At 63.2% G+C, this 22,815-nt stretch carries 16 protein-coding genes and 1 pseudogene; 11 read left to right on the top strand and 6 right to left on the bottom strand.

The features are described from left to right. Positions 1–206: 206 nt before the first annotated feature. The 3 genes from groL to AC5WNI_RS13080 all read right to left on the bottom strand — a co-directional run bounded on the left by groL (position 207) and on the right by AC5WNI_RS13080 (position 3,407). Positions 207–1,856 (bottom strand): chaperonin GroEL, encoded by a 1,650-nt coding sequence (groL, locus tag AC5WNI_RS13090; protein WP_175088480.1) that lies wholly within the window; start codon positions 1,854–1,856, stop codon positions 207–209. A 57-nt stretch (positions 1,857–1,913) separates the two neighbouring features. Next, positions 1,914–2,207, bottom strand: a complete 294-nt coding sequence (locus AC5WNI_RS13085) for a co-chaperone GroES (RefSeq protein WP_043331438.1) — start codon at positions 2,205–2,207, stop codon at positions 1,914–1,916. Between the two features lie 636 nt (positions 2,208–2,843). Continuing rightward, positions 2,844–3,407 carry an FxsA family protein gene (locus AC5WNI_RS13080; protein ID WP_175088481.1) on the bottom strand — a complete coding sequence of 188 codons (564 nt, stop codon included), beginning with the start codon at positions 3,405–3,407 and terminating at the stop codon, positions 2,844–2,846. Positions 3,408–3,936: 529 nt separating this feature from the next. Between AC5WNI_RS13080 and AC5WNI_RS13075 the strand changes: the two genes are divergently transcribed. The 6 genes from AC5WNI_RS13075 (at position 3,937) to rsd (ending at position 11,152) form a co-directional block, all read left to right on the top strand. Beyond that, on the top strand, positions 3,937–4,698 hold the full coding sequence (locus tag AC5WNI_RS13075) for an SDR family oxidoreductase (RefSeq protein ID WP_054555586.1): 762 nt from the start codon (positions 3,937–3,939) through the stop codon (positions 4,696–4,698). A gap of 143 nt (positions 4,699–4,841) precedes the next feature. After that, positions 4,842–5,339: a peptide-methionine (R)-S-oxide reductase MsrB gene (gene msrB / locus AC5WNI_RS13070; RefSeq protein WP_175088482.1), complete on the top strand. Its 498-nt coding sequence runs from the start codon at positions 4,842–4,844 to the stop codon at positions 5,337–5,339. Between the two features lie 205 nt (positions 5,340–5,544). Then, positions 5,545–7,923, top strand: coding sequence for a Tex family protein (locus tag AC5WNI_RS13065; protein WP_175088662.1), 2,379 nt, complete (start codon positions 5,545–5,547; stop codon positions 7,921–7,923). A 164-nt stretch (positions 7,924–8,087) separates the two neighbouring features. Then, positions 8,088–9,686 (top strand): glutamate--cysteine ligase, encoded by a 1,599-nt coding sequence (gene gshA / locus AC5WNI_RS13060; RefSeq protein ID WP_175088483.1) that lies wholly within the window; start codon positions 8,088–8,090, stop codon positions 9,684–9,686. 275 nt (positions 9,687–9,961) lie between these two features. Continuing rightward, complete coding sequence (locus tag AC5WNI_RS13055; protein WP_175088484.1) at positions 9,962–10,522, top strand: disulfide bond formation protein B; 561 nt, start codon at positions 9,962–9,964, stop codon at positions 10,520–10,522. 126 nt (positions 10,523–10,648) lie between these two features. After that, positions 10,649–11,152 (top strand): sigma D regulator, encoded by a 504-nt coding sequence (gene rsd, locus AC5WNI_RS13050; protein WP_175088485.1) that lies wholly within the window; start codon positions 10,649–10,651, stop codon positions 11,150–11,152. A 93-nt stretch (positions 11,153–11,245) separates the two neighbouring features. Here the strand turns inward: rsd and AC5WNI_RS13045 are convergent, their stop codons facing one another. Together AC5WNI_RS13045 and AC5WNI_RS13040 are read right to left on the bottom strand one after the other, a co-directional pair. After that, positions 11,246–12,637, bottom strand: coding sequence for an FAD-dependent oxidoreductase (locus AC5WNI_RS13045; protein ID WP_175088486.1), 1,392 nt, complete (start codon positions 12,635–12,637; stop codon positions 11,246–11,248). Between the two features lie 258 nt (positions 12,638–12,895). After that, positions 12,896–13,552 carry a histidinol-phosphatase gene (locus tag AC5WNI_RS13040; RefSeq protein ID WP_175088487.1) on the bottom strand — a complete coding sequence of 219 codons (657 nt, stop codon included), beginning with the start codon at positions 13,550–13,552 and terminating at the stop codon, positions 12,896–12,898. A gap of 260 nt (positions 13,553–13,812) precedes the next feature. Here AC5WNI_RS13040 and AC5WNI_RS13035 point away from each other — a divergent pair. Further along, positions 13,813–14,286: pseudogene (locus AC5WNI_RS13035) on the top strand (RNA pyrophosphohydrolase); the annotation flags it as partial. Positions 14,287–14,594: 308 nt separating this feature from the next. After that, positions 14,595–16,895, top strand: a complete 2,301-nt coding sequence (ptsP, locus tag AC5WNI_RS13030; RefSeq protein ID WP_175088488.1) for a phosphoenolpyruvate--protein phosphotransferase — start codon at positions 14,595–14,597, stop codon at positions 16,893–16,895. On the opposite strand, the gene AC5WNI_RS13025 is transcribed toward ptsP, so the two are convergent. Next, a complete protein-coding gene (locus AC5WNI_RS13025) occupies positions 16,888–17,850 on the bottom strand; it encodes an NRDE family protein (RefSeq protein ID WP_175088489.1) in 963 nt (320 codons plus the stop codon). The two genes, ptsP and AC5WNI_RS13025, sit on opposite strands and share 8 nt — an antisense overlap. 162 nt (positions 17,851–18,012) lie before the next feature. Between AC5WNI_RS13025 and AC5WNI_RS13020 the strand changes: the two genes are divergently transcribed. The 3 genes from AC5WNI_RS13020 (at position 18,013) to lgt (ending at position 22,613) form a co-directional block, all read left to right on the top strand. Continuing rightward, positions 18,013–20,826 carry a response regulator gene (locus AC5WNI_RS13020; RefSeq protein ID WP_175088490.1) on the top strand — a complete coding sequence of 938 codons (2,814 nt, stop codon included), beginning with the start codon at positions 18,013–18,015 and terminating at the stop codon, positions 20,824–20,826. A 73-nt stretch (positions 20,827–20,899) separates the two neighbouring features. Beyond that, entirely contained in the window at positions 20,900–21,682 is a 783-nt protein-coding gene (locus AC5WNI_RS13015) for a sulfite exporter TauE/SafE family protein (RefSeq protein WP_175088491.1), read from the top strand. 127 nt (positions 21,683–21,809) lie between these two features. Continuing rightward, complete coding sequence (gene lgt / locus AC5WNI_RS13010; RefSeq protein ID WP_175088492.1) at positions 21,810–22,613, top strand: prolipoprotein diacylglyceryl transferase; 804 nt, start codon at positions 21,810–21,812, stop codon at positions 22,611–22,613. The last annotated feature ends 202 nt before the right edge of the window (positions 22,614–22,815 follow it).

The following is a 22,815-nucleotide window of genomic DNA, read 5'->3' as shown; positions in this document are numbered from 1 at the left end:
CTAGTGTAGCGTGGTGAGCGGGAGGCGTCAGGTACCGAGAGGCGTGGCGCTTGCCACATGAGAGTCACGGCGTTCACTGTATGGGGCTCGCGGTGCACACCGTGTGGAGCTCGCAGCGCTCGCCGAATGACAGGCATGAAAAAACCGCCCCTGCTTGCGCAGGAGCGGTTCGGATCACGACGGGTGAGCCGTGGGGAGAGGCTGGCTTACATCATGCCGCCCATGCCACCCATGCCGCCCATACCACCCATGTCGCCGCCGCCGGCAGCGGCCTTGTCTTCCGGATCTTCAGCGATCATGCACTCGGTGGTAATCATCAGACCGCCGATGGAGGCCGCGGACTGCAGTGCAGAACGGGTCACCTTGGCCGGGTCCAGCACGCCCATCTCGAACATGTCGCCGTAGACGCCGGTAGAGGCGTTGTAGCCATAGTTGCCTTCGCCAGCCTTGACGTTGTTGAGCACGACAGAGGCTTCTTCACCGGCGTTGGTGACGATCTGACGCAGCGGCGCTTCCATGGCACGCAGTGCGATGGCGATACCGTGAGTCTGATCTTCGTTGTCGCCTTTCAGGTCGGCCAGCTGGCCCAGCACGCGAACCAGGGCAGTACCACCACCAGGCACGACGCCTTCCTCGACGGCGGCACGAGTGGAGTGCAGGGCGTCTTCGACGCGAGCCTTCTTCTCTTTCATCTCGACTTCGGTGGCAGCACCGACGCGGATGACGGCAACGCCGCCGGCCAGCTTGGCGACACGTTCCTGCAGCTTCTCGCGGTCGTAATCAGAAGAGGTTTCCTCGATCTGAGCGCGGATCTGGGCAACGCGTGCTTCGATATCGCCTTCGTTGCCGGCGCCATCGATGATGGTGGTGTTTTCCTTGGACATGGTCACGCGCTTGGCGGTGCCCAGGTGGTCCAGGTTGGTCTGCTCGAGGTTGAGGCCGACTTCTTCGGAAATCACGGTGCCACCGGTCAGGACAGCGATATCCTGCAGCATGGCCTTGCGACGGTCACCGAAGCCCGGTGCCTTGACGGCAGCGACCTTGACGATACCGCGCATGGTGTTGACGACCAGAGTCGCCAGCGCTTCGCCTTCGATGTCTTCGGCGATGATCGCCAGCGGCTTGCCGGACTTGGCAACGCCTTCCAGCACCGGCAGCAGTTCGCGGATGTTGGAGATCTTCTTGTCGACCAGCAGGATGTACGGGTCTTCGAGTTCGACCGCCATGGTGTCCTGGTTGGTGACGAAGTACGGAGACAGGTAACCGCGATCGAATTGCATGCCTTCGACCACTTCCAGCTCGTCTTCGAAGCCACGACCTTCATCGACGGTGATGACGCCTTCCTTGCCGACCTTCTCCATCGCTTCCGCGATGATCTCGCCGATGCGAGAGTCGCCATTGGCGGAGATGGTGCCGACCTGGGCGATGGCCTTGGTGTCAGTGCACGGCACGGACAGCTCACGCACGGCCTTGACGGCTTCGATGACGGCCTTGTCGATGCCACGCTTCAGGTCCATCGGGTTCATGCCCGCGGTCACGCCTTTCAGGCCTTCGTTGACGATGGACTGAGCCAGCACGGTGGCGGTGGTGGTGCCGTCGCCAGCCACGTCAGACGTCTTGGAAGCGACTTCCTTGACCATCTGGGCGCCCATGTTCTCGAAGCGGTCCTTCAGTTCGATTTCCTTGGCGACGGAAACGCCGTCCTTGGTGACGGTCGGAGCGCCGAAGGATTTTTCCAGTACCACGTTACGGCCTTTCGGACCGAGGGTAGTCTTGACCGCGTCGGCCAGGACATTGACACCGCGCGCCATGCGCTTGCGTGCATCATCGGAGAAACGAACGTCTTTTGCAGCCATGTTTATCTCTACCTTTAATCAGTAAGTCGAAGCGTTGGAACCCGAAAAAGCTGAAACTCAGCCTTCCACCACGGCGAGAATGTCGCTCTCGCTCATGATCAGCACCTCTTCGCCGTCGATTTTCTGCTTCTCGACGCCGTAGCCATCCTTGAAGATCACGGTATCGCCGACTTTCACGTCCAGCGGGCGAACTTCACCGTTTTCGAGGATGCGACCGTTACCGGCAGCGAGAATCTCGCCACGGGTCGGCTTTTCCTGGGCGCTGCCGGGCAGAACGATGCCACCTGCAGTTTTCTGTTCTTCTTCCACGCGACGAACCACGACGCGATCGTGCAAGGGACGAATGTTCATTGCTCACGTTCTCCTGATGGTAAATCCCGCCAGCTCCCGTTCTTTGTCGGTGAGTCTGGCGTTCAATGGGGTTGCCTAGCGAGTGTTGGGCCCCGCCGCTGGGGGCGTGGCCGTTATCCATTGCACCGCTTTTATGGTGGCGGGGGGACAGCTTTCAAGTAGGCGATCATAAAAAAAATTCAAATCGGCGCATCTTGTGCGTCGCATGAAAGCTACGCACCCGGGCTGCAGCCTGTCTTCCGCAAGGTTCCGCTAGATGAATCAACGGCTTGAGTGTATCCGAGCCGTTCACTGCTGGCATATAGCTGGCAGCCCCCAGACGGTGTCCATTGGTACAAGACGCCAGAAGGTGGTCATCGGTCAGGGGGAACGTCATTGCAAGATGCAAGGTTCGGACGGGTAGCTCACGGAGCGCGAATCCGACCAGTGACTGGCATTGGCACAGGGGCAGGACAGGGCAGGTCATTACAGAACAGAAGAGGACAGGAGAGCATGATGGGGCCTGTGAGGCGAGGTATCACAAATCAAAAGGGCCCGGCACTGGCTTCCAGTACCGGGCCCATCGCTGTCATGCAAGACTTTCAAACATGACTCCCAAGCAGGCGATTGCGCGTGGTGATGGCGCGTGAAAAGGCGCTAGAGGCGCGGCTCGTCACGGCTGATGTAATCGCCTTCCAGCGGCTCGCCGGTCTGCTGGCTGCTGCCTTGCTGTCCAGCGCGATTGCCGCTTGTGTGCTGCTGATCGCCACCGCTGCGTGAGGCATCGTCAGCACGGGTGTCGGCTTCCCAGTCACCTGCGCGGGTGCTGCGGGAAGCCCCCGCAGCCGAGAAGCGTCCCTTGAAGAAGCGCGCGATCGTGCCATTGCCGCTCAGTCCACGCGTCAACAGTCCCCGTGAGGCGGGGAGCAGGCACAGCAGGCCGAAGGCGTCAGACAGAAAGCCCGGCGCCATCAACAGGGCACCGCCGAAGATGAGCGCCGCGCCTTCCATCAGTTCGCCGGAAGGCATCTCGCCACGTTGCAGGCGTTCCTGGGCGCGCATCAGCGTCGCGCGACCTTCGCGGCGAATCAGATGCAGGCCGACGGCGCCGGTGATCAGCACCAGCGCCAGGGTCGGCAGCAGGCCGATCTGGCTGCCGAGGCTGAACAACACCACGAAATCCAATAACCCGAACAGGGTAATCACTAACAGTATGGGCATCGTCTCTCCCGAAGCAGGTAAATGGCAGGTTGCGCCAATGCGTCAAGGGTAAACCAGCCGCCGGACGGGGAACAGTCGAATCGGGCCCTTTGAACGGCCCATGATCCGCTGGTGAGCGGTTGATGGTCGGTGGCGTGGATGGCTGGCGCTGCAGGGGTAGCGGTGCCATGCTGAACGATGCTGCATGTTGCAGTGCACAATAGAAGGGGCGGGCCCAGGCTCACTCATCAGTATCCCCTGATTACGCGCACGCTGTTGATAGTGTGCGTTGACGCTGTCATTGCGTAGCGTTGGCGGATCTCGCCTGCGTTGAGGCAGGACACGCCGCGATCTGTTGCACTGCATCATGAAAATTTACCGCGAACTGGCAGCGGGCGTCATCCCGAGGCATTCTCTGTCACGATGACGCTGAACACTGAAGGGCGCGGTGCGGGACACTCGACACATAGATCGTGACGCTCGTACGGCATGCGGGCCTCGCATCCGGTAGCAGTTACTGACTGCCGGCAGACAACCTGGGAGACGGGACATGAAGCTTGACGACAAGGTCATCGCGATTACGGGCGGCGCTCGAGGGCTGGGGTTGGCCATGGCGCGCTATCTGGGCGAGAAGGGAGCGGTGCTGGCGCTGCTGGACATCGAACAGGACGGCCTGGATGACGCCGTCGCGAGTCTGGAAGCTGCAGGCATCAAGGCGCAGGGCTTCGTGACCAATGTCGCGGAAGAAGACTCCGTCACCGCGGCCTTCTCGGCCATCAAGGGCGCATTGGGGCCGGTGAGCGGTCTGGTCAACAATGCCGGCATCACCCGTGACGGCCTGCTGATCAAGGCACGCGATGGCGTGGTGGAAAAGACCATGTCGCTGTCCAGCTGGCAGCAGGTCATCGATGTCAATCTGACCGGTGTCTTCCTGTGCACCCGTGAAGCGGCCAGTCAGATGATCGAAGCCGGCCAGCCGGGCGTGATCGTCAATATCTCCAGCATCTCGCGCGCCGGCAACATGGGGCAGAGCAACTACACCGCCGCCAAGTCCGGTGTCGCGGCGCTGAGCGTGACCTGGGCCAAGGAGCTGGCACGCTACAGGATTCGCGTCGGTGCCGTGGCACCGGGCTTCATCGCCACCGAGATGACCGCCGGCATGAAGCCGGAGATGCTCGACAAGATAAAGAGTGGCATCCCGATGCGCGATCTGGGTCGCCCGGAAGATATCGCCAGCAGTGTGGCCTTCATCTTCGACAATGACTACTTCACCGGGCGAGTGATCGAATGTGATGGTGGTCTGCGCATCTGACCCCATGGCTTGTGTCAGCCGATGAGACTGAAGCCCCCGCGATGACAGCATCGTGGGGGCTTTCTCTTGCGGCGAATGCATCCAACGCAGGTTGCTGCGCGTAGAGGTCAGTATTGCCGTTCATTGTCATAAGGAGACACGTCATGCAACGACGCCAATTCATGGGGCTGGTGCTGGGGACGGGAGCGATGCTGGCCCTGCCCAGGCTGTCTGCCGCACGTCCGCAGCTGGAACTCGAGCGTGGCGCGGACATCACGCCGCTGACCCTGGAGGAAGATGAATGGCGTGCACGCCTGAGCCCGGAGCAGTATCGCGTACTGCGCGAGGAGGGCACCGAGCGTGCGGGCTCCAGCGAGCTCAACAAGGAGCATCGCAAGGGGGAGTATCGCTGTGCCGGCTGTGATCTGGCGCTGTTCTCTTCTGCCACCAAGTTCGAGTCCGGCACTGGCTGGCCCAGCTTCTTCGATCATATCGAAGGACGCCTGCTGACCAAGATCGACTACGGACTCATCTGGCCGCGCACCGAATATCACTGTGCGCGCTGTGGCGGGCACCAGGGGCATGTCTTCGAGGATGGCCCCGAACCCACCGGCCTGCGCTGGTGCAACAACGGTGTCGCGCTGCGCTTCGTGCCCGCGTGAGGCGCTTGGGAGGCAACCCGATTGGCGCATTGAGCGGCTAAAGCAATCTTGCCGCTTTGTGGTAACGTGACGACATCGTGATACAGACGGCCCGGTCAACTCCACGACCGGGCCGTCTGTATATTGCCGCATGAATTCTGCTGTAAGGGACTGACGTTTCATGGACGCTACTGCAACTGACGCTACCACCCCCCGTCCTGCACCGATGCTGTCGCCCGCTGACACCACTCGCCGCATTCAACAGGCGCTGGCCGGTGAGCTTGGGGTGCGCGCAGAACAGATCACCGCCACCGTCGAGCTGCTGGATGGCGGCGCGACCGTGCCGTTCATCTCGCGCTACCGCAAGGAAGCCACCGGCGGGCTCGATGACACCCAGATGCGTCAGCTCGAAGAGCGCCTGCGCTATCTGCGTGAGCTGGAGGAGCGGCGTCAGGTCGTGCTCGAGTCGATCGCCGAGCAGAACAAGCTGAGCGCCACGCTTGAGCGGGATGTACTGGCCGCCGACAGCAAGCAGCGCCTGGAAGATCTCTATCTGCCGTATCGCAAGAAGCGTCGTACCAAGGCCCAGATCGCGCGTGAAGCGGGGCTGGAGCCTCTGGCCGATGCGCTGCTCGCGGACCCGACGCTGGAGCCGGAAGCTCAGGCGGCCGGCTTCGTCGCTGCCGACAAGGACGTGGCGGATACCAAGGCGGCGCTGGATGGTGCCAAGCAGATTCTGATGGAGCGCTTCGCGGAGGATGCCGCCCTGGTCGGTCGCCTGCGTCAACGCCTGTGGGACGATGGCATCCTCAGCGCGCGCGTCATGAAGGGCAAGGAGCAGGAGGGCGCCAAGTTCTCCGATTACTTCGAGCATGACGAGCCGCTGCACAAGGCGCCCTCGCACCGTGCGCTGGCCATGCTGCGGGGTCGCAACGAGGGCGTGCTGAGCCTCGCGCTCAAGCTGGAAGGCGAGGACGACCTGCCGCGTCACCCGATGGAAGGTGCCATCGCGACGCATTTCTCCCTAGATGATCAGGGGCGCGCCGCGGACCGCTGGTTGAAGGAAGTGGTGCGCTGGACCTGGCGCGTCAAGCTCTATACCCATCTGGAAAGCGAATTGATCGGCCGCCTGCGCGAGCGCGCCGAGCAGGAGGCCATCCAGGTCTTCGCCGACAATCTGAAGGACCTGTTGCTGGCAGCGCCGGCGGGCCCCAAGGCCACACTGGGGCTGGACCCGGGGCTACGCACCGGCGTCAAGGTCGCGGTGGTGGATGCCACCGGCAAGTATGTCGATCAGGCCACCATCTATCCGCATGCGCCGTACAATCGCTGGGACGCCTCGGTGGCCGAGCTGGTCAAGCTGATCGAACGGCATGATGTCGAGCTGATCGCCATCGGCAACGGCACCGCCTCACGCGAGACCGACAAGCTGGCCGCCGATGTGCTGACGCGCCTGTCCGGCCGTCGTCTGCAGAAGGTGATGGTCAATGAGGCCGGCGCGTCCATCTACTCGGCCTCGGAATATGCGGCGCGCGAATTTCCGGATCTGGACGTGACCATCCGCGGCGCGGTCTCCATCGCGCGTCGTCTGCAGGACCCGCTGGGCGAGCTGGTCAAGATCGAGCCCAAGTCCATCGGCGTCGGCCAGTACCAGCACGACGTCAGTCAGGTGCAACTGGGGCGCAGTCTGGAAGCCGTCGTCGAGGACTGCGTCAACGGTGTCGGCGTCGATCTCAACATGGCCTCAAGCGCGCTGCTGTCGCGTGTCGCGGGTCTCAACACCACGCTTGCCGAGAATATCGTCGCGCACCGGGACGCCAATGGCCGTTTCGCCTCGCGCCAGGAATTGCTCAAGGTCAGCCGGCTGGGTCCGCGCACCTTCGAGCAGTGTGCCGGCTTCCTGCGCATCGCCTCCGGCAAGAACCCACTGGATGCCAGCGCCGTCCACCCGGAGGCCTATCCGCTGGTCGAGCGCATCGCCAAGGCACACGGGCGTGATCTGCCGAGTCTGCTGGGTGACAGCGCCTTCCTGCGCACCGTGAAGCCGACGGAATTCACTGATGAGCACTTCGGCCTGCCGACGGTGACCGATATTCTGCGCGAACTGGACAAGCCGGGACGTGACCCGCGTCCCGAATTCCGCTTCGCCGAGTTCAAGGAAGGCGTCGAGACCCTCAAGGATCTCGAGCCGGGCATGAAACTTGAGGGCGTTGTCACCAACGTGACTCACTTCGGAGCCTTCGTGGACATCGGCGTGCATCAGGACGGCCTGGTACACATCTCTGCCCTGTCGCAAAAGTATGTTGCCGACCCGCGGGAAGTGGTCAAGGCGGGCGACATCGTCAGCGTCAAGGTGATGGAAGTCGACATCCCGCGTGCGCGCATCGCGTTGAGCATGCGCATGAGCGATACTCCCGCCGACAAAGGCGCGGCTGGCGAGGCGCGACGCAGCGCAGAGGGCGGTCGTGGTGGGCGCGCGCAAGGCGGTGGTGGCCGTCAGGAGCGCGGCGGTCGCGGCAGCAATTCTGGCGCTAGCGGCGGCGCGGCACCGGCCAACAATGCGATGGCGGCAGCACTGCTCAATGCGCGCAAGTCAAAATCATAAGCCTTGAAAGCATTTTTTACGCGCCCATAATGTGGGCATACTGACCTGACGCGAACGGTACCTGCCGTTCGCGTCTTGCATGGCATCCGGTGCAGCACGCGGGCCATGGTCATCCAATTCGACCGGAGAGGCTGGGCTTCTCCCCATGCGAAAGGGTTCATACCTTGTCCGAGCAACTCGCGTCCGCCATCGCGCGACTCACGCCCCAGGCCCGTCAGGGTCTCTTCGGGCGCCTGCGCCGTGGTATCGAGAAGGAAGGCCTGCGGGTTACCGCTGGCGGTGACATCAGCCAGACGCCGCATCCGCGTTCTCTGGGGTCGAAGCTGACCCACCCGTACATCACCACGGACTATTCCGAGTCTCTGCTCGAGTACATCACCCCGGTGTTCACTCGTCCCAAGGAGTCGCTGGAGTTTCTGGCTGACCTGCATCGTTTCAGCTATCGCAACCTGGGCGATGAGCTGATCTGGCCGGCCAGCATGCCGCCACGTCTGCACGGCAATGACAGCGTGCCGATCGCCGATTACGGCACCTCCAACAGCGGCACCATGAAGCATATCTACCGCAAGGGGCTGGATGTCCGTTACGGGCGCATCATGCAGTCGATTGCCGGTATCCATTACAACTTCTCGCTGCCGGATGATTTCTGGAGCCTGCTGCAGGGGCTGGAAGGGGCAGAGGCGGAAGATGCGCGTGATTTCCGCTCGCGTCGCTATTTCGAGTTGATCCGCAACTTCCGCCGCCATAGCTGGATCCTGCTCTATCTGTTCGGCGCCTCGCCGGGGATCGACGAGAGCTTCCTCGATGGCGGCAATGATGATCGCCTCAAGCGTCAGGCGGACCGCAGTCTGGTCTCGGCCTACGCCACCAGTCTGCGCATGTCGGACCTGGGCTATCAGAACAAGGTGCAGGCGCAGCTCAAGATCTGTTTCAACTCGCTGGACAACTTCGTCGGCACTCTGCGTCACGCCATTGTCACGCCGTGGAAGGACTACGAGAAGCTGGGCGTCAAGCAGGCCGACGGCAGCTGGTCGCAGCTCTCCAGCAACATCCTGCAGATCGAGAACGAGTACTACTCCGACATCCGTCCCAAGCGTGTCACCCGGCAGAACGAGACGCCCAGTCAGGCACTGGAAGGGCGCGGTGTCGAATACATCGAAGTGCGCTGTCTGGATCTCAATCCCTTCCTGCCGGTCGGGATCGACGAGACGCAGATCCGCTTCCTCGATACCTTCCTGATCTGGTGTCTGCTGACAGAGAGTCCGTGGATCGACGACGAGGAATGCGCCACGCTCGACGACAGCAAGCGTCGCGTGGTCGAGGCAGGGCGTGACCCGGCGCTGACCCTGAGCGTCAATGGTGAAGAGCGACGCCTGCGCGATCTGGCAGCCAATATCATGGATGAGCTGGGGGAAGTCGCGGGCCTGCTCGACAGTGGCGACAAGGCTGGCAGCGCGCACCGTGATGCGCTGGCGGCACTCGCACCGCGCTTCGATGATGCCCAGACCACACCGTCTGGCCGTCTGCTGGCCAGCATGCTCGACAACGGCAGCAACTTCGTCGACGAAGTGCTGGCGCTGGCCAGGGGCCAGGCCGAGCAGTTCAAGTCAGAACCGACGGAGCGTGCGCGCGGCTATCTGCTCGATCAGCTGGTCGAGACCTCGCTGCAGCAGCAGGGCGATATCGAGAAGGGGGATCATCAGGATTTCGACACCTTCATGGCCGAGTACTTCGCGTCCGCCCATGCTACGCAACCGGCGTGATCTCGAGACGCAACGCCAATTCATGTTCAGGTCATCGCGACACGGCATGATAGGTATCAGTCGCTGATAGTGACGGATTCGGCTATCGCTGCATCATCGGCGCCTCAGGCTTGAGGCGCCGATGATGTATGTGGCCTGCGCACCCTGACGACTGAGCGCGGTTGCTGGGCACGACGCGATGCATGCCTCCATGCAGTCGCAGGGCCTTGATGGCCTTGCGGCTGCGTCATTTCTCACCCATGACTCCACTGGAGTTTTACCGGCAAGGACGGCAAATGACACAAGCGGACAAACAATCTGGGCAGCGGCCGGTAGCGCGCAAGGGTGGGCTTGCCAGCCTGGCGAGCTGGAGCGGGCGTCAATGGTGTCTGTTGGGAGCGCTGGGATGCGCCTTTTTGCTGGGCGTGGCCTTCGTGCTGCAGTTCGCCTTCGACCTGGCACCGTGTTCACTGTGCATCTTCCAGCGCGTGGCGGTGGCCGTGGCAGGCGTATTTTTCTTGCTGGGGGCCTTGCATGGCCCCGGGCGTGTCGGCACGCGTATCTACGCGCTGGGCGCACTGGCCGGCAGCATCGGTGCGGTCGTGCTGGCGGGTCGCCATGTCTGGCTGCAGTCTCTGCCGCCGGACCAGGTGCCGGCCTGTGGCCCGGGCCTCAACTACATGCTGGAAGTGCTGCCGGTATGGGACGTGATCACCCAGGTGCTCAACGCCTCCGGTGAGTGCGCCCAGATCAGCGCGCAATGGCTGGGGCTTTCGATCCCGCAGTGGTCGTTGATCGGCTTCTGTGGGCTGGCGCTGGTACCGCTGGCGATGCTGTGGAGCAGCTTCCGCCGTTGAGGCAATTAGCCCTGCCACCATGGTGGGGGGTTGGCAGCGTGCACGGCATGGAGGATAGTGGGTTGGCAGCGGGGCGAGCACCGGATGTCAGCCCCTATCGTTCGGGTCATGCCAGAGGAGGCGCCCATGCTGGAGGAATGCACCACTGCGGCGGAACGCTTTCGTGGCGTTCATCAGTTGGTTGATCGCTGGCTGGACCAGCGACGCGAGATGCTGGTCTGCTTCATGGATCTGCACGAGGCCTGCGTCAATGACCTCGATCAGCTCGAGATGACACGCGTCAATCGTTTCATCGAGCTTTTGATGGACTACATCTCGGCAGGGCATTTCGAGGTCTATCCTCAGCTCAAGGAAGAAGGCCGTGTCTTCGAGGATACCGCGGCACTGGCAGTCTGCGAGCAGCTGATGCAGCGTCTGGAGCCCTCCACCGAGCTGGTGCTGTCCTTCGACGAGGATTTCTCCAGCCCTACCCGCTGCCAGCACTATCGCGCCCGACTGCCGGAATGGCTGGCCCGCCTGCAGCAGGGGCTGACCGAGCGCTTCGCCCTGGAGGATCAGCTGATCCAGCGTCTGCATGCGGTACACGAGCCTGTTGCCCAATCTGCCCCGTCGGGCCAGTCGGTGTCCTGAGGCGCCTCCCGTCAGGCAGCCATCAAAAAGCCCCGCCAGCGAATGCTGGCGGGGCTTTTTGATGCTCATCCCGAGGCGTGTCTCGAAAGAGGCTTACATCAGTGAGGAGGCTTCCGGACGCTCGATCTCGGTCAGTTCGATCTCGCCGGTCAGCAGATCACGCTCGAAGGCTTCCTTGTCGATGTTGAAGCCAAGGAATTCCTGGGCGAGATACATGTCCTTCTCGGCGTTGCCCAGGCAGCTGGTGCCACCCGGTGACGGCGTCATGTTGAAGACGATGCCGGTGCCCGGATTGATCTTGGCTTCGCCCATCACGAGCTTCTGCTTGCTCTTGTCGATCAACTGCGGACGAACGCCACCGAAGCCCTTGGCGAAGCTGACGTCCTTGACGTCCAGGCTCGGCACGATCTTCTTGATGTCGCCGTGGAACAGACGCTCACGCAGCACCGGCACCTCGAACATGAAGTTCTTGAAGATGTAGTTGCGGATGTCGCGCACCTTCATCAGGTCCCATAGGGCCTTGACGACGTTGCGGTCCATGCGCAGCACCTTGAGGAATTCCCAGAAGGTCTTGCCGTTGTAGCGTTCCAGCAGCGGCAGCATCAGGGCGGTCGGGCCGAAGCGGGTCTTGCCTTCCACCAGCACGTCCGGGTCGCCGTGCACGGCGGCGAACGGCAGGTTCTCGTTCTGGATGGTGTAGACCTTGCCGTTGAGCACCTTCGGGGTGAAGTAGAAGGAGCCGGCCATCGGCAGGCAGGACTTGTCCAGGCCGTAACCCATCTTGTGGGCGAACAGTAGCGAGTGACCGCCGGCGCTGACCACGACATAACGTGCGCTGAGCTCGCCCTTGTCGGTCTTGACCTTGTAGACGTCACCTTCCTTGCGGATGTCTTCCACGGCGGTCGAGAGGCGAACGTCGAAGTTCATGCCTTTCTCGGCCGCTGCCTTCTCGCCTTCGCTGACGAAGGCTTCCGACAGGGTGGTGTAGTTGACGGCGGTATATTCGTCGGTGGAACCCAGCGCGACGATCTCCTCGTCAGGACGACGACCTTCCACCACCTTCGGCTCCAGCTCGGCGATGTCGTCACGCTCGAGCAGCTTCAGGTTGGGGAACAGCTGCTTGAAGGTGTCGAAGCGCTTGCGCAGGAACTGGCATTCCTTGGCACCGACCGCCAGCACCATCTTCGGATACTTGTAGACGATGTGATCGCGCTCACTCTCGCTGAGCTTGGTGGCGAAGTTGACCACCATGCCCGCGGTGCGCTTGGTCACACGCGCCTTCTCGACCGTGTAGTTGGTCTCGATGTCGCCGCAGTGAATGGTCTGGGAGTTGTTGCGACCGTGCGAGTTGACGATCGCGACGTGGTCGTACTTTTCCACCAGGCCGACCGACTTGAGGTCGGTGTAGCGGGCGAGTTCATAGAGAAGGGCGGTGCCGGACACGCCGCCACCCACAATCAGGACATCGTATGTCGTTGAGGACATGGCTGCTCACGCTCAAGGTTGGTGAGGGACATCCCCCGGACCCGACCGGGATTCCGGAGGCCGTCCTGCCGTGACGGGGCAAAAGTTGCCGCACCAGGCTCGACGGTTCGATGGACACACATTATAGACACATCTTGTGCGAAATGATTCAGCAAATAAGGTCGACTTTATGGTGAATGCTTGTAGCCACATGAAAACCTTATAGCTGAGGTTGCTCGACCTTATGGGTCGATTAAATCCATGTAAATCAGTCTTTTATCAGTCGCGCAGTGAAATGATTCGCCAATCGCGCGCGTCAGCGGCGGCGCGCAGTTGCTCATCCGGGTCCACTGCGATGGCAGTATCGACACGCTCCAGCAGTGGCAGGTCATTGATGGAGTCGCTGTAGAAGGTGCTGCCATCCAGGGTGTGGTCACGTTCGGCGAGCCAGGCTTCGAGGCGGGTCACCTTGCCGGCCTGGAAGCTGGGGACGCCGCTGACGCGCCCGGTGTAGCGGCCGTTGACGACCTCGGGTTCGATGGCGATCAGCTCATCGACGCCCAGGCGGTCCGCGATGGGAGCGGTGATGAAGCGATTGGTGGCGGTGATGATCAGCAGGGTGTCGCCGCGTGCCCGGTGACGTGCCAGCAGCTCTTCCGCCCGCGGCAGGATGATGGGCTCGATCTTGGCGGCCATGAACTGCTGGTGCCAGGCCGCCAGCTGCTCCGGACTGTTCTCGGACAACGGCTTGAGTGAGAAGGCCAGGTATTCGTGAATGTCCAGCTCGCCACTCTGGTAGAGCTGGTAGTAGCGCTCATTGGCTTCACGATAGACGTTGGCGTCGACAGCGCCCTGTTCGACCAGAAATTCGCCCCAGGCGTGATCACTGTCCCCGGCGATCAGGGTATTGTCGAGATCAAAGATGGCCAGACTCACGGAAAACTCCTTGCTCTGCCCAGCCACACTCGGCTGGGCGACAGACACGGACAACAGAGCACGATAGGGTGCCGGCCCAGTGTTTGCGCGGGTGTACGGTGGCCGACGAGCAGTCTCGCCCGGCCGTGTTGCACTGCAATAGCGTGAAGGCAGCGATTATTGCAGAGGTGCTCGGGCTTTCACACCGCCAAACCGCGTATTGAAGCGCTTTCAGCCTTTGTGGAAGAATGGTTTCAATTAACGAATCAAAGGTGACATCCGTGATCGACGCTGACGGCTTTCGCCCCAACGTTGGCATCATCATTGCCAACTGTGAGGGCCAGCTGCTCTGGGCGCGCCGGGTAGGACAGAATGCGTGGCAGTTTCCGCAAGGGGGCATCAAGCCAAACGAGACACCGCAACAGGCGCTGTTTCGTGAACTCGAAGAAGAGATCGGCCTGAAAGCTGAGGACGTCGAGATACTGGCCTGCACCCGTGGATGGCTGCGCTACCGGTTACCCAGACGCATGGTAAGAACGCACTCCCGACCGATCTGCATCGGTCAGAAGCAGAAGTGGTTCCTGTTGCAGATTCGCTGCCAGGACAACCGCGTCAGTGTGGATACCACGCCCAATCCTGAATTCGATGGCTGGCGTTGGGTAAGCTACTGGTATCCGCTGGGGCAGGTCGTGGCCTTCAAGCGCGAGGTCTATCGGCGCGCCCTGCGTGAGTTGGCGCCGCGCCTGCAGCGTCTGGTGGACACCGAACGGCTCAAGGCACTCGCCGAGGGGGCATCGCTGCATGAGGCGCGAGGTGCCTGCGGGACGCCTGGGGCCAGTGGCTCGCCGGTCGGCACTGCCAACGCGGCGGCCAAGGGGCTCGATGGCACAGGTGCCGCTGGCTCCGGGGCCGGTGGCGCCAGCTCCAAGGGTCACGGGCGTCATTCGTCCGGCTGATGGCGTTGATGGGCGCGGGTGGCTAAGCGTGGGTCACGCCGCCTTGGCTGAGCAATCACCTTCTCGACGTCTTCGATGCGCGAGATACACCATGCTTGAGGTACTCCATGCTTGAGGTGCTACGTCGTATCGTTCAGGAGGTCAATGGCGCACGTTCTCTGGACGCGGCACTGGCGACCATGGTGTTGCGCATACGCAAGGCCATGAAGACGGACGTCTGCTCCGTCTATCTGCTGGCACCGGAAAGCGATCGCTTCGTTCTAAAGGATACCATCGGTCTGCGCTCGTCGTCGGTGGGGCAGGTCAGTCTGGCGCGTGGCGAGGGCCTGGTCGGGATGGTGGCGCTCAGGGAAGAGCCGCTCAACCTCGAGGATGCGCCCGCACACCCCCAATTCCGGTATTTCGAGGAGACCGGAGAGGAGCGCTTCTCCAGTTTCCTTGGAGTCCCCATCATTCATCAGCGTCGTGTACTCGGGGTGCTGGTCATCCAGCAACACGAGAAGCGTCGTTTCGATGAAGGTGAAGAAGCCTTCCTTGTCACCCTCGGCGCGCAGCTGGCGGGAGTGCTGGCCCACGCGCTGGCCACCGGGGCGCTGGGCAAGCTGGCCGGTACCAGCGGCCAGGCGACCTTCTCCGGCGTGGCCGGCTCCCCCGGCATCGCCATCGGCAAGGCCTTCGTGCTGTCTCCGCCCGCCGACCTGGACGCCGTCCCCGATCTGATTCCCACCGATATCGAATTTGAGATCGCACGCCTCAAGGAGGCGATCAACGCCGTGCGCGAAGAGATTCGCGTCGCGGCGGAGCGTCTCGCCAGTCGTATCTCCACCCAGGAACATGCGCTGTTCGAGGTCTATCAGCAGATGCTGGGCGACGCGGCGCTGGGGCAGGAGGTCGAGAAGCGCATCCGTGAAGGACAGTGGGCGCCGGCGGCGCTGGCCGATATCGTGCGCCGCCATGTGCAGTATCTCGAGCGTGTCGATGATGACTATCTGCGCGAAAGAGCCGCCGATATACGGGATCTTGGGCGTCGCGTGTTGTCACACCTGCAGGAAGAGGGTGACAGCGGCCCGATCGAATACCCGGAAAACACCATCCTCATCGGTCATGAGATCAGTCCCGCCACGCTGGGAGAGGTCCCGCGTGAACGCCTCAAGGGACTGGTCGCGGTCAGTGGCTCGAGTACTTCGCACGTCGCCATTCTGGCGCGTGCGATGGGGATTCCCACCGTGCTTGGCATGGTAGATCTTCCGTTGTCGCGACTGGGCGGAGCACCGGTCATTCTCGATGGACACCGTGGTCGACTGGTAGTGCGTCCCGAGCTTGATCTCGGCGCCTACTATTCACGGCTGATCGAGGAGGAGCAGGCGTTGAGCGCGCTGCTGGAACAGGAGCAGGATCTGCCAAGCGTGACCCCGGATGGCCATGGTCTGCCGCTGATGGTGAATACCGGTCTGGCGCTGGATTCTGTCGCATCGCTCAAGTCGCGGGTCGGCGGGGTCGGGCTCTACCGCACCGAAGTACCGTTCATGATGAGTGACCGCTTCCCCAGCGAGCAGGAGCAGGCGCGTCTGTATCGTGAGCAGCTGCTGGGCTTCGCGCCGCTGCCGGTCACCATGCGCACGCTGGATATCGGCGGTGACAAGGATCTGCCTTATTTTCCGATCAACGAGGCCAATCCCTTCCTGGGCTGGCGGGGCATCCGGGTGACGCTTGATCACCCCGAGGTCCTGATGGTGCAGCTGCGAGCCATGCTGCGTGCCGCGGAAGGGCTGGACAATCTGCGCATCATGCTGCCGATGATCTCGGGGATCGAAGAAGTCGATACAGCGCTGGCGCTGGTCAATCGAGCGCTGGTCGAGCTGGCCGAAGAGGGCATCAACGTCTCGCGACCGAGTGTCGGCGTGATGATCGAGGTGCCCGCGGCACTCTACCAGCTGGAAGCGCTCGCCACCCGGGTCGACTTCTTCTCCGTGGGCTCCAATGATCTCACCCAGTATCTGCTGGCGGTGGACCGCAACAACCCGCGCGTGGCGAGTCTCTACGATGCCTGCCATCCGGCGGTGTTGCGTGCCCTGGCGCGCCTGGCGGAAGAGTCGCGTGCGCTTGAGATGCCGGTGAGCGTCTGCGGTGAGCTGGCGGGCGACCCCGCCGGGGCCTTGCTGCTGCTGGGCATGGGCTTTGACAGCCTGTCGATGAATGCCCCGAGCCTGCCGCGCGTGCGTGCGGCCATTCGGCGGGTGTCACTGAGTGCGGCGCAGGGACTGGTGGACGAGGTGCTGTGTCAGCCCACCGCCGATGAGGTTCATGACCTGTTGCTCCACCGTCTGCAGGCCTGGGATCTGGCCCATCTGTTGCCGCCGCGCGACAACGCGCCCGTGGCGCAGAAGGCCGGCGAGACGACTAGCTGAGCCGCCAGCTGCCGATGTCTCCTTCCTCGCCGCTCCCTGTGGCGATCGAGCATGTCATGGCCCTGCGGCTGGCGATGGTGTGGCCCTCAGGGCTGAAGCGGCGCTCCAGCAGGGTCAGGGTCTGCACCACATCGGATGCATCAGCCGTGTCCCTTGCCGGGTGGCGTTGCCAGCGCACCAGAGTCGAGGCCCTGGTGCCATATTCGGCGCTGACGATGAATGGGCTGGACAGCAGGGCTTCGCGTTCGGGCGTTAGCCCGGTGACCGGCAGCTGAGCCGGCGCGGGCCGCCAGTCATCCTTGAGCAGGTCGAGCAACGCATCGTCGCTCAATGCTCGTGCGGTTGTCTGACCAGCACGGGCTGACCGGTCGAGGAGGGCTGTCAGGCGGCCACTCAGGCGTCGTTGCTTGGGCCAGTCGGCCTCGGGATGGCCGTTGCTCAGGCTGTGGACGCCCGCGCCAAGGCGGCTCACCTCGGCCCCTTGCGGGCCATGATGCAGGCGCCATAACGTCTTGCCATCGCAGACCAGCAGGTTGCACCAGTCCACGGCCTCAAGCGTCAGTGCAGACAGCTTCCGTGCGTCCGCTCCCTCCAGTGCCGCGGGCACGCTCTCTCCCGCGACCAGTGCGCGCAACCAGTCCTCAAGGCCCCAGCGTGAGCATCGGCCCAGCGCCTGACGCGCCGCTGCCGCGACCAGCTGGCCACGGCTGATGCTGGCCGTCGGGGCAGGGTGGTCCAGCTGGCGCACATTGGTCAGCGTGGCGAGGCTGCCGGCGGGGTGCATGACCAGCCAACCGCCGCCGGCCATCAGGTCGCGTCCGCCGCACAGGACACCATCCGGCCATACGCAGAGTCCGGCGGTGGCGCGCGCGTGAAACTCATCCCGGTTGCCGATCAGTAGCAGGCATTCGCCTTGCGCCGAGTCCGGTTGCCAGTCAAATGCCATCAGGCACATGTCGCCACTCCATCAGGGGGTCGGGAGAAAATAGCGCCTCTGTCACGCTGGCACTGCATGACGCCTGACGGCGGCTTGCGTATGCTGCTGCTTTGTCTCGACAGCTTGCGCTGGTCAGCGGTCGGGCTTGCCGACGCCTCACCTACAGGATGCTTTCAGATCATGTTCTCGCGCCGTGCTTCCTCTGTCGAGTCACCGCCTGCGGCGGCGGTGGCTTCGAATCCCCAGAATCCCGCCAGTGGCCTGGAGAAGGTCTGGGCGCGCATGATTCGGCTGACGGCTGGCCCGCTGCTGCTTGCGGAGCTGGCGGTGGCGTTGTGCTTTCTGGTCGGGGCTGCCGTGGTCTGGGACAGCACGCAGCATGCGGCCGTCGATACCGCGCTGGGGGAACTCAGGAAGGAGCATGCGCTGGCCACGGCGCTGGTCAGTGAGCGCCTGGAAACCCAGCAGCGTCGCCTGCAGATCCTGGCACGCTACGCACGGCGCCATCTCGATTTCGGCGCCACCGGGAGCAGCGCCTATGACGATGGCCTGGACCAGTTCTCGCTCACCGAGCAGGGCCAGTTGTTCAGGCCGGTATCGCGCGGGGGAGCCGCACTCTATGGTGAATTCGAAGGACCGTTGAGCGATGAGGATCGTGACGCCGGGCGGCGACTGATGCATATGCAGTGGCTGCTGTCGGACCTCTACTCGTCGGACCCCCTGATCTCACGCCTGTTCGTGAGTCTCGATAACAGCATGGTCATGCTCTATCCCTGGTTCAACGTGCTGGACGCCTTCGCGCCGGGCAGCGATTTCATGCCCTACACCGGAGTGCTGCCGGACACCGTGCGTCAGCTTGCCGAGAATACCGACAATGGTGCGGCACGCGTGGTCTGGCTGCCGCCGCACCCCGGGCCTGCCGGTCTGCCGCAGATCACGGCGCTGGCTGAGGTCTCGCTCGGCAATGGTCAGAAGGCGCGTGTCGGGCTGGATCTCGCGCTGCCGCAGATGGAGGCGCGCCTGCTGCTGCCGGGGCATGCCCCCTCGGATGCCTTCTGGCTGGTCGATGACCACCTGAACGTCTGGGCGGCCAGCAGCAATGTCGGCGACGGCCATTCCCGGGAGCTGCCCGCGGATATCGCCCGCGCGATGGATACCAGTCTGCGTGGCGTCACGCTGGTCGACCCGCGCGGGACTCAGGTGGTGGTGTGGGACAGCTTGCCAGTCACGGGTTGGCGCCTGGTGTCCAGTACGCGACTCGAGGTGCCCGGTCAGGTGCCGTTGCTGACCCTGTTGCTGGGCAGTGGTGGCGCGCTGCTGCTGGTGTTTGCCGTCATTATGCTCATCTTGCAGTGGCGGCTCAGGCGCATGGATCAGCGCCTGGGGCAGCCCCTGGAATGGTTGGCGCGCCAGAGCGAGCGTATCGAGAACGGTGAAGTGATGGAGGAGTACCCGCCGGTGGGGCGGCAGGCCTATCCGGCGGATGACATCCTGCGTCGCCACCGTGGGGCGGTGGCCTTGCTGCGTCGTGGTCGCGGCCATGAGCTGGATGCCTTGCCGCTGCCGGCCTTCGTGATGCGTCATGGGCTGTTGGCGATGGCCAACCCGGCCTTCGAGAAGCTGTTCGGGCTGGTATTGCATGAGGCGCTGGGCCGGTCGGTGGGCAGCTTGCTGATGCTGGAGCCCAACCCCAGCGTGCCCAGCAGTCGTGAACTCCGGGTACATGACGCCGAGGGGCGCATGCGGCGCATGCGTCTGGAGCTGTGTCGCTTCAACAATAACCCGGCGCAGGTGCTTGGCGTGATGATCGATGAGTCAGAGCACGATCAGGCCAGCCAGCAATTGCTGGTCGCGCGTGACCGTGCTCGCGAAGAGGCGCGTCTGAAGAGTGATTATCTGGACATGCTGCACGCTGAGTTGACGCCGCCGCTGCAAGGCCTGGTGCGCAAGCTTGGTCAGCTCCGGCGTGAGCGCCATATCGAGGATGCCGAGCTCAGCCTGCTGCAGGGCCGCCTCGACAGCGTGGCGCAACTGCTGGATGCCCTGACCGAGCGTGAGGAAGTGGTACGAACGCCGCTGGAAGAGAATGACTTCTCGCCGACCGAGACGCTGGGGGCGCTGCTCGAGGACATGCAGCAGCGTCATCATGATGTCGGCTGCCCCTTCGAGTGGCAGCTGGGACCGATGCCGGAGGCATTGCGCGGTGATGTGCGTCGGCTTGCACAGCTGTTCGAGCATCTGGCGGAAGGCTGCATGCGCCACGAAAGCGCCAGTCATCAATCCTTGCTGCTTGAGCTGCAGCAAGGCTGTGAGCTGCCGGCCTGTCGCGATGCAGCGTTCTCTGCCGAGGGTTCAGATGACGAGGGCGCTGGCTGCTGTTGCCTGCGATTTGAGCTGCGTGGGCATGTCGGGCTCGATATCGGTCATCAATCGCCCTCGAGTCTTGTCATGGCGCGGCGCTTGATCGACGAGCTGGGCGGCAGCTATCGCCAGATCAACCTGGACGACGAGCAGGCGCTGGAAATCCTGCTGCCGATGACATGGCCGGGCAAGCCCACCGAAACCCGTATCCTGGTGGTCGATGACGGGCCAGTGAATGCGATGCTGGCGCGCACGGTGCTCGGGCGGCAAGGGTTGTTGGTCGATACCGCCAGCAGCGGCGAAGAGGCGCTGGCCGCACGTGGACAGCATTTCTACGCCCTGGTGTTCATGGATATCTTCATGCCCGGCATGGACGGCGTCAGTGTCAGCCAGCGCTGGCGCGAGCAGGAAGCCGCCGCCGGCAGTGAGCGGCGCAGTGTCATCATCGCGCTGACCGCCAATGCCAGTGAAGCTGATCGCGAGCGCTTCTTCGCCGCCGGGCTGGATGATTATCTGGGCAAGCCCTACCGGCCCCAGGCGCTGATCGACAAGGTCAGCATGTGGCTGCCTGACGTGACGCTCACGCCACGCGCGTCCGGCAGCGGCGAAGGTCCAGTATCAACAGAGGGCTGACGGTCATGGCGTTGAGAGGCCCTGGCCACTCTCGGCAGACAGTCACCGCAATGCAGCATGAAAGGAGTCAGGTATGTGGTGGTGGTATCCCTTGTTGGGCGCAGTCGCCGGCATGATTGCGGGTCTGTTCGGGATAGGTGGAGGGCTTGTCATCGTGCCGGTGCTGGCCGCGGCCTTCGTGCTGCAAGGCGTCGCGCCGGAGGTATTGATGCACCTGGCGATCGGCACCTCGCTGGCCACCATCGTGGTGACCTCGCTGTCGTCGGCGCGGGCACATCATGAGCGCGGTGCGGTGCGCATCGATTGGCTCAAGCGGCTGTTGCCGGGGCTGGTGGTCGGCACCGGGCTGGGCGTGGTGCTGGCCAGTGAACTGAGCGGCGAGACCCTCAAGCTGGCCTTCGGCGTCTTCGTGCTGCTGGTGGCGGCCAAGCTCGGGCTGGATCTCAAGGTGGGCCAGATGGCACAGGCCCCCGGGCGGGTCGGCCAGTTCGTGGGTGGCAGTACCGTCGGCGTGATTTCCTCGCTGTTCGGCATCGGTGGCGGCACGGTGATGGTGCCGATGCTTTCCAGCTGGCAGGCGCGCATGACCGAGGCGGTGGGGACCGCCGCCGCTGCAGGCTTTCCCATCGCGCTGACCGCCGCACTGACCAACATCGTGGTCGGTTGGCATGCCCCCAACCTGCCGGAACACGCCATCGGCTATGTCCATTGGGTGGCGTGGCTGGGCATCGTGCTGGTGTCCGTGCCGTTTGCGCGCCTCGGGGCGCGGCTGGCGCATGCCTTGCCGGCCCTGCTGCTCAAGCGCCTGTTCGCGCTGATTCTGGTAGTCGTCGGACTGCGGTTTCTGCTGGCGTGAGCGGGAATACGCTGCCTCAGGCAGGTCGTGTTCATGCTTTGACTGTTATGCTTTGCCCGCCTGAGAGGCGATGCCTGCATCGCTCAGTACGTTGATAGAGCCCGACTTCCTCATTCAAGGTTTTCACATGTTGCAATATCCTGAGATCGACCCCGTGGCGCTGGCGCTGGGGCCCTTCAAGATTCACTGGTACGGGTTGATGTACGTGATCGGTTTCGCGGCGGCCTGGGGGCTGGCACGAGCACGTCGCGCACGCGTCGGCCTCAGTCAGGACGCGGTGGGCGACCTGATCTTCTTCGGCGCCCTGGGTGTGGTGCTGGGGGGCCGCCTGGGGTACGCGCTCTTCTATGGTTTCGACAAGCTGCTGGCGGACCCGGTGTGGATCTTCAAGGTCTGGGATGGCGGCATGAGCTTCCATGGCGGCCTGCTGGGCGTGTTGATCGCGATGCTGTTGTTCGCGCGTCGCCATCAGCTGACCTTCTTCCAGCTGACCGATTTCATCGCGCCGATGGTGCCGATCGGCCTCGGCGCAGGACGGCTGGGCAACTTCATCAATCAGGAGCTGCCGGGGCGCATCACCGATGTCTCCTGGGGTATGGTCTACCCGCTCTACGGGCCGGAGCCGCGTCATCCCTCGCAGCTCTATCAGTTTGCACTGGAAGGCGTCGTGCTGTTCGCCATCCTGTGGTTCGTCTCGCGTGAACCGCGCCAGAAGGGCTTGATCTCCGGTCTGTTTCTGCTCTGCTACGGTTGCTTCCGGTTCATCACCGAATTCTTCCGTCAGCCGGACTCCCAGCTTGGCTTCATCGCCTTCGACTGGCTGACCATGGGCCAGCTGCTGTCGCTGCCGATGGTGCTGTTCGGGCTGCTGTTGATGGCCTGGTCGCGCGGTCAGGAAGTGGCGCAGCCGCCGGTGCCTCGGGCTTCCTGAGGTGGCAATGCAGGCGTGAATACAGGGGGCATTCGGTGTAAACTGGCCCCCTGCCAGATACGCAAGAACGCGGCCATCGGGCCGCGTTCTTGCGTATCTGGCAGCGTCACATATCGTCAAGTGAACGATTCGAATTCATGAAGAGGCTGGCGCAGGGCTACCTACGGCTCCGCTCGCCGCGCCAGCCTCTGACACGCCGTAC

Source organism: Cobetia sp. PDI-12MA (assembly GCF_059507695.1).
Note: the sequence above shows the minus strand (reverse complement) of the source record. Positions and strands in the feature narration are given on the sequence as shown.

Excerpts from the sequence above, each read along its gene's own strand:
- groL (WP_175088480.1), bottom strand. The coding sequence starts at position 1,856 with ATGGCTGCAAAAGACGTTCGTTTCTCCGATGATGCACGCAAGCGCATG.
- AC5WNI_RS13085 (WP_043331438.1), bottom strand. The coding sequence starts at position 2,207 with ATGAACATTCGTCCCTTGCACGATCGCGTCGTGGTTCGTCGCGTGGAA.
- AC5WNI_RS13080 (WP_175088481.1), bottom strand. The coding sequence starts at position 3,407 with ATGCCCATACTGTTAGTGATTACCCTGTTCGGGTTATTGGATTTCGTG.
- AC5WNI_RS13075 (WP_054555586.1), top strand. The coding sequence starts at position 3,937 with ATGAAGCTTGACGACAAGGTCATCGCGATTACGGGCGGCGCTCGAGGG.
- msrB (WP_175088482.1), top strand. The coding sequence starts at position 4,842 with ATGCAACGACGCCAATTCATGGGGCTGGTGCTGGGGACGGGAGCGATG.
- AC5WNI_RS13065 (WP_175088662.1), top strand. The coding sequence starts at position 5,545 with ATGCTGTCGCCCGCTGACACCACTCGCCGCATTCAACAGGCGCTGGCC.
- AC5WNI_RS13055 (WP_175088484.1), top strand. The coding sequence starts at position 9,962 with ATGACACAAGCGGACAAACAATCTGGGCAGCGGCCGGTAGCGCGCAAG.
- rsd (WP_175088485.1), top strand. The coding sequence starts at position 10,649 with ATGCTGGAGGAATGCACCACTGCGGCGGAACGCTTTCGTGGCGTTCAT.
- AC5WNI_RS13045 (WP_175088486.1), bottom strand. The coding sequence starts at position 12,637 with ATGTCCTCAACGACATACGATGTCCTGATTGTGGGTGGCGGCGTGTCC.
- ptsP (WP_175088488.1), top strand. The coding sequence starts at position 14,595 with ATGCTTGAGGTGCTACGTCGTATCGTTCAGGAGGTCAATGGCGCACGT.
- AC5WNI_RS13025 (WP_175088489.1), bottom strand. The coding sequence starts at position 17,850 with ATGTGCCTGATGGCATTTGACTGGCAACCGGACTCGGCGCAAGGCGAA.
- AC5WNI_RS13020 (WP_175088490.1), top strand. The coding sequence starts at position 18,013 with ATGTTCTCGCGCCGTGCTTCCTCTGTCGAGTCACCGCCTGCGGCGGCG.
- AC5WNI_RS13015 (WP_175088491.1), top strand. The coding sequence starts at position 20,900 with ATGTGGTGGTGGTATCCCTTGTTGGGCGCAGTCGCCGGCATGATTGCG.
- lgt (WP_175088492.1), top strand. The coding sequence starts at position 21,810 with ATGTTGCAATATCCTGAGATCGACCCCGTGGCGCTGGCGCTGGGGCCC.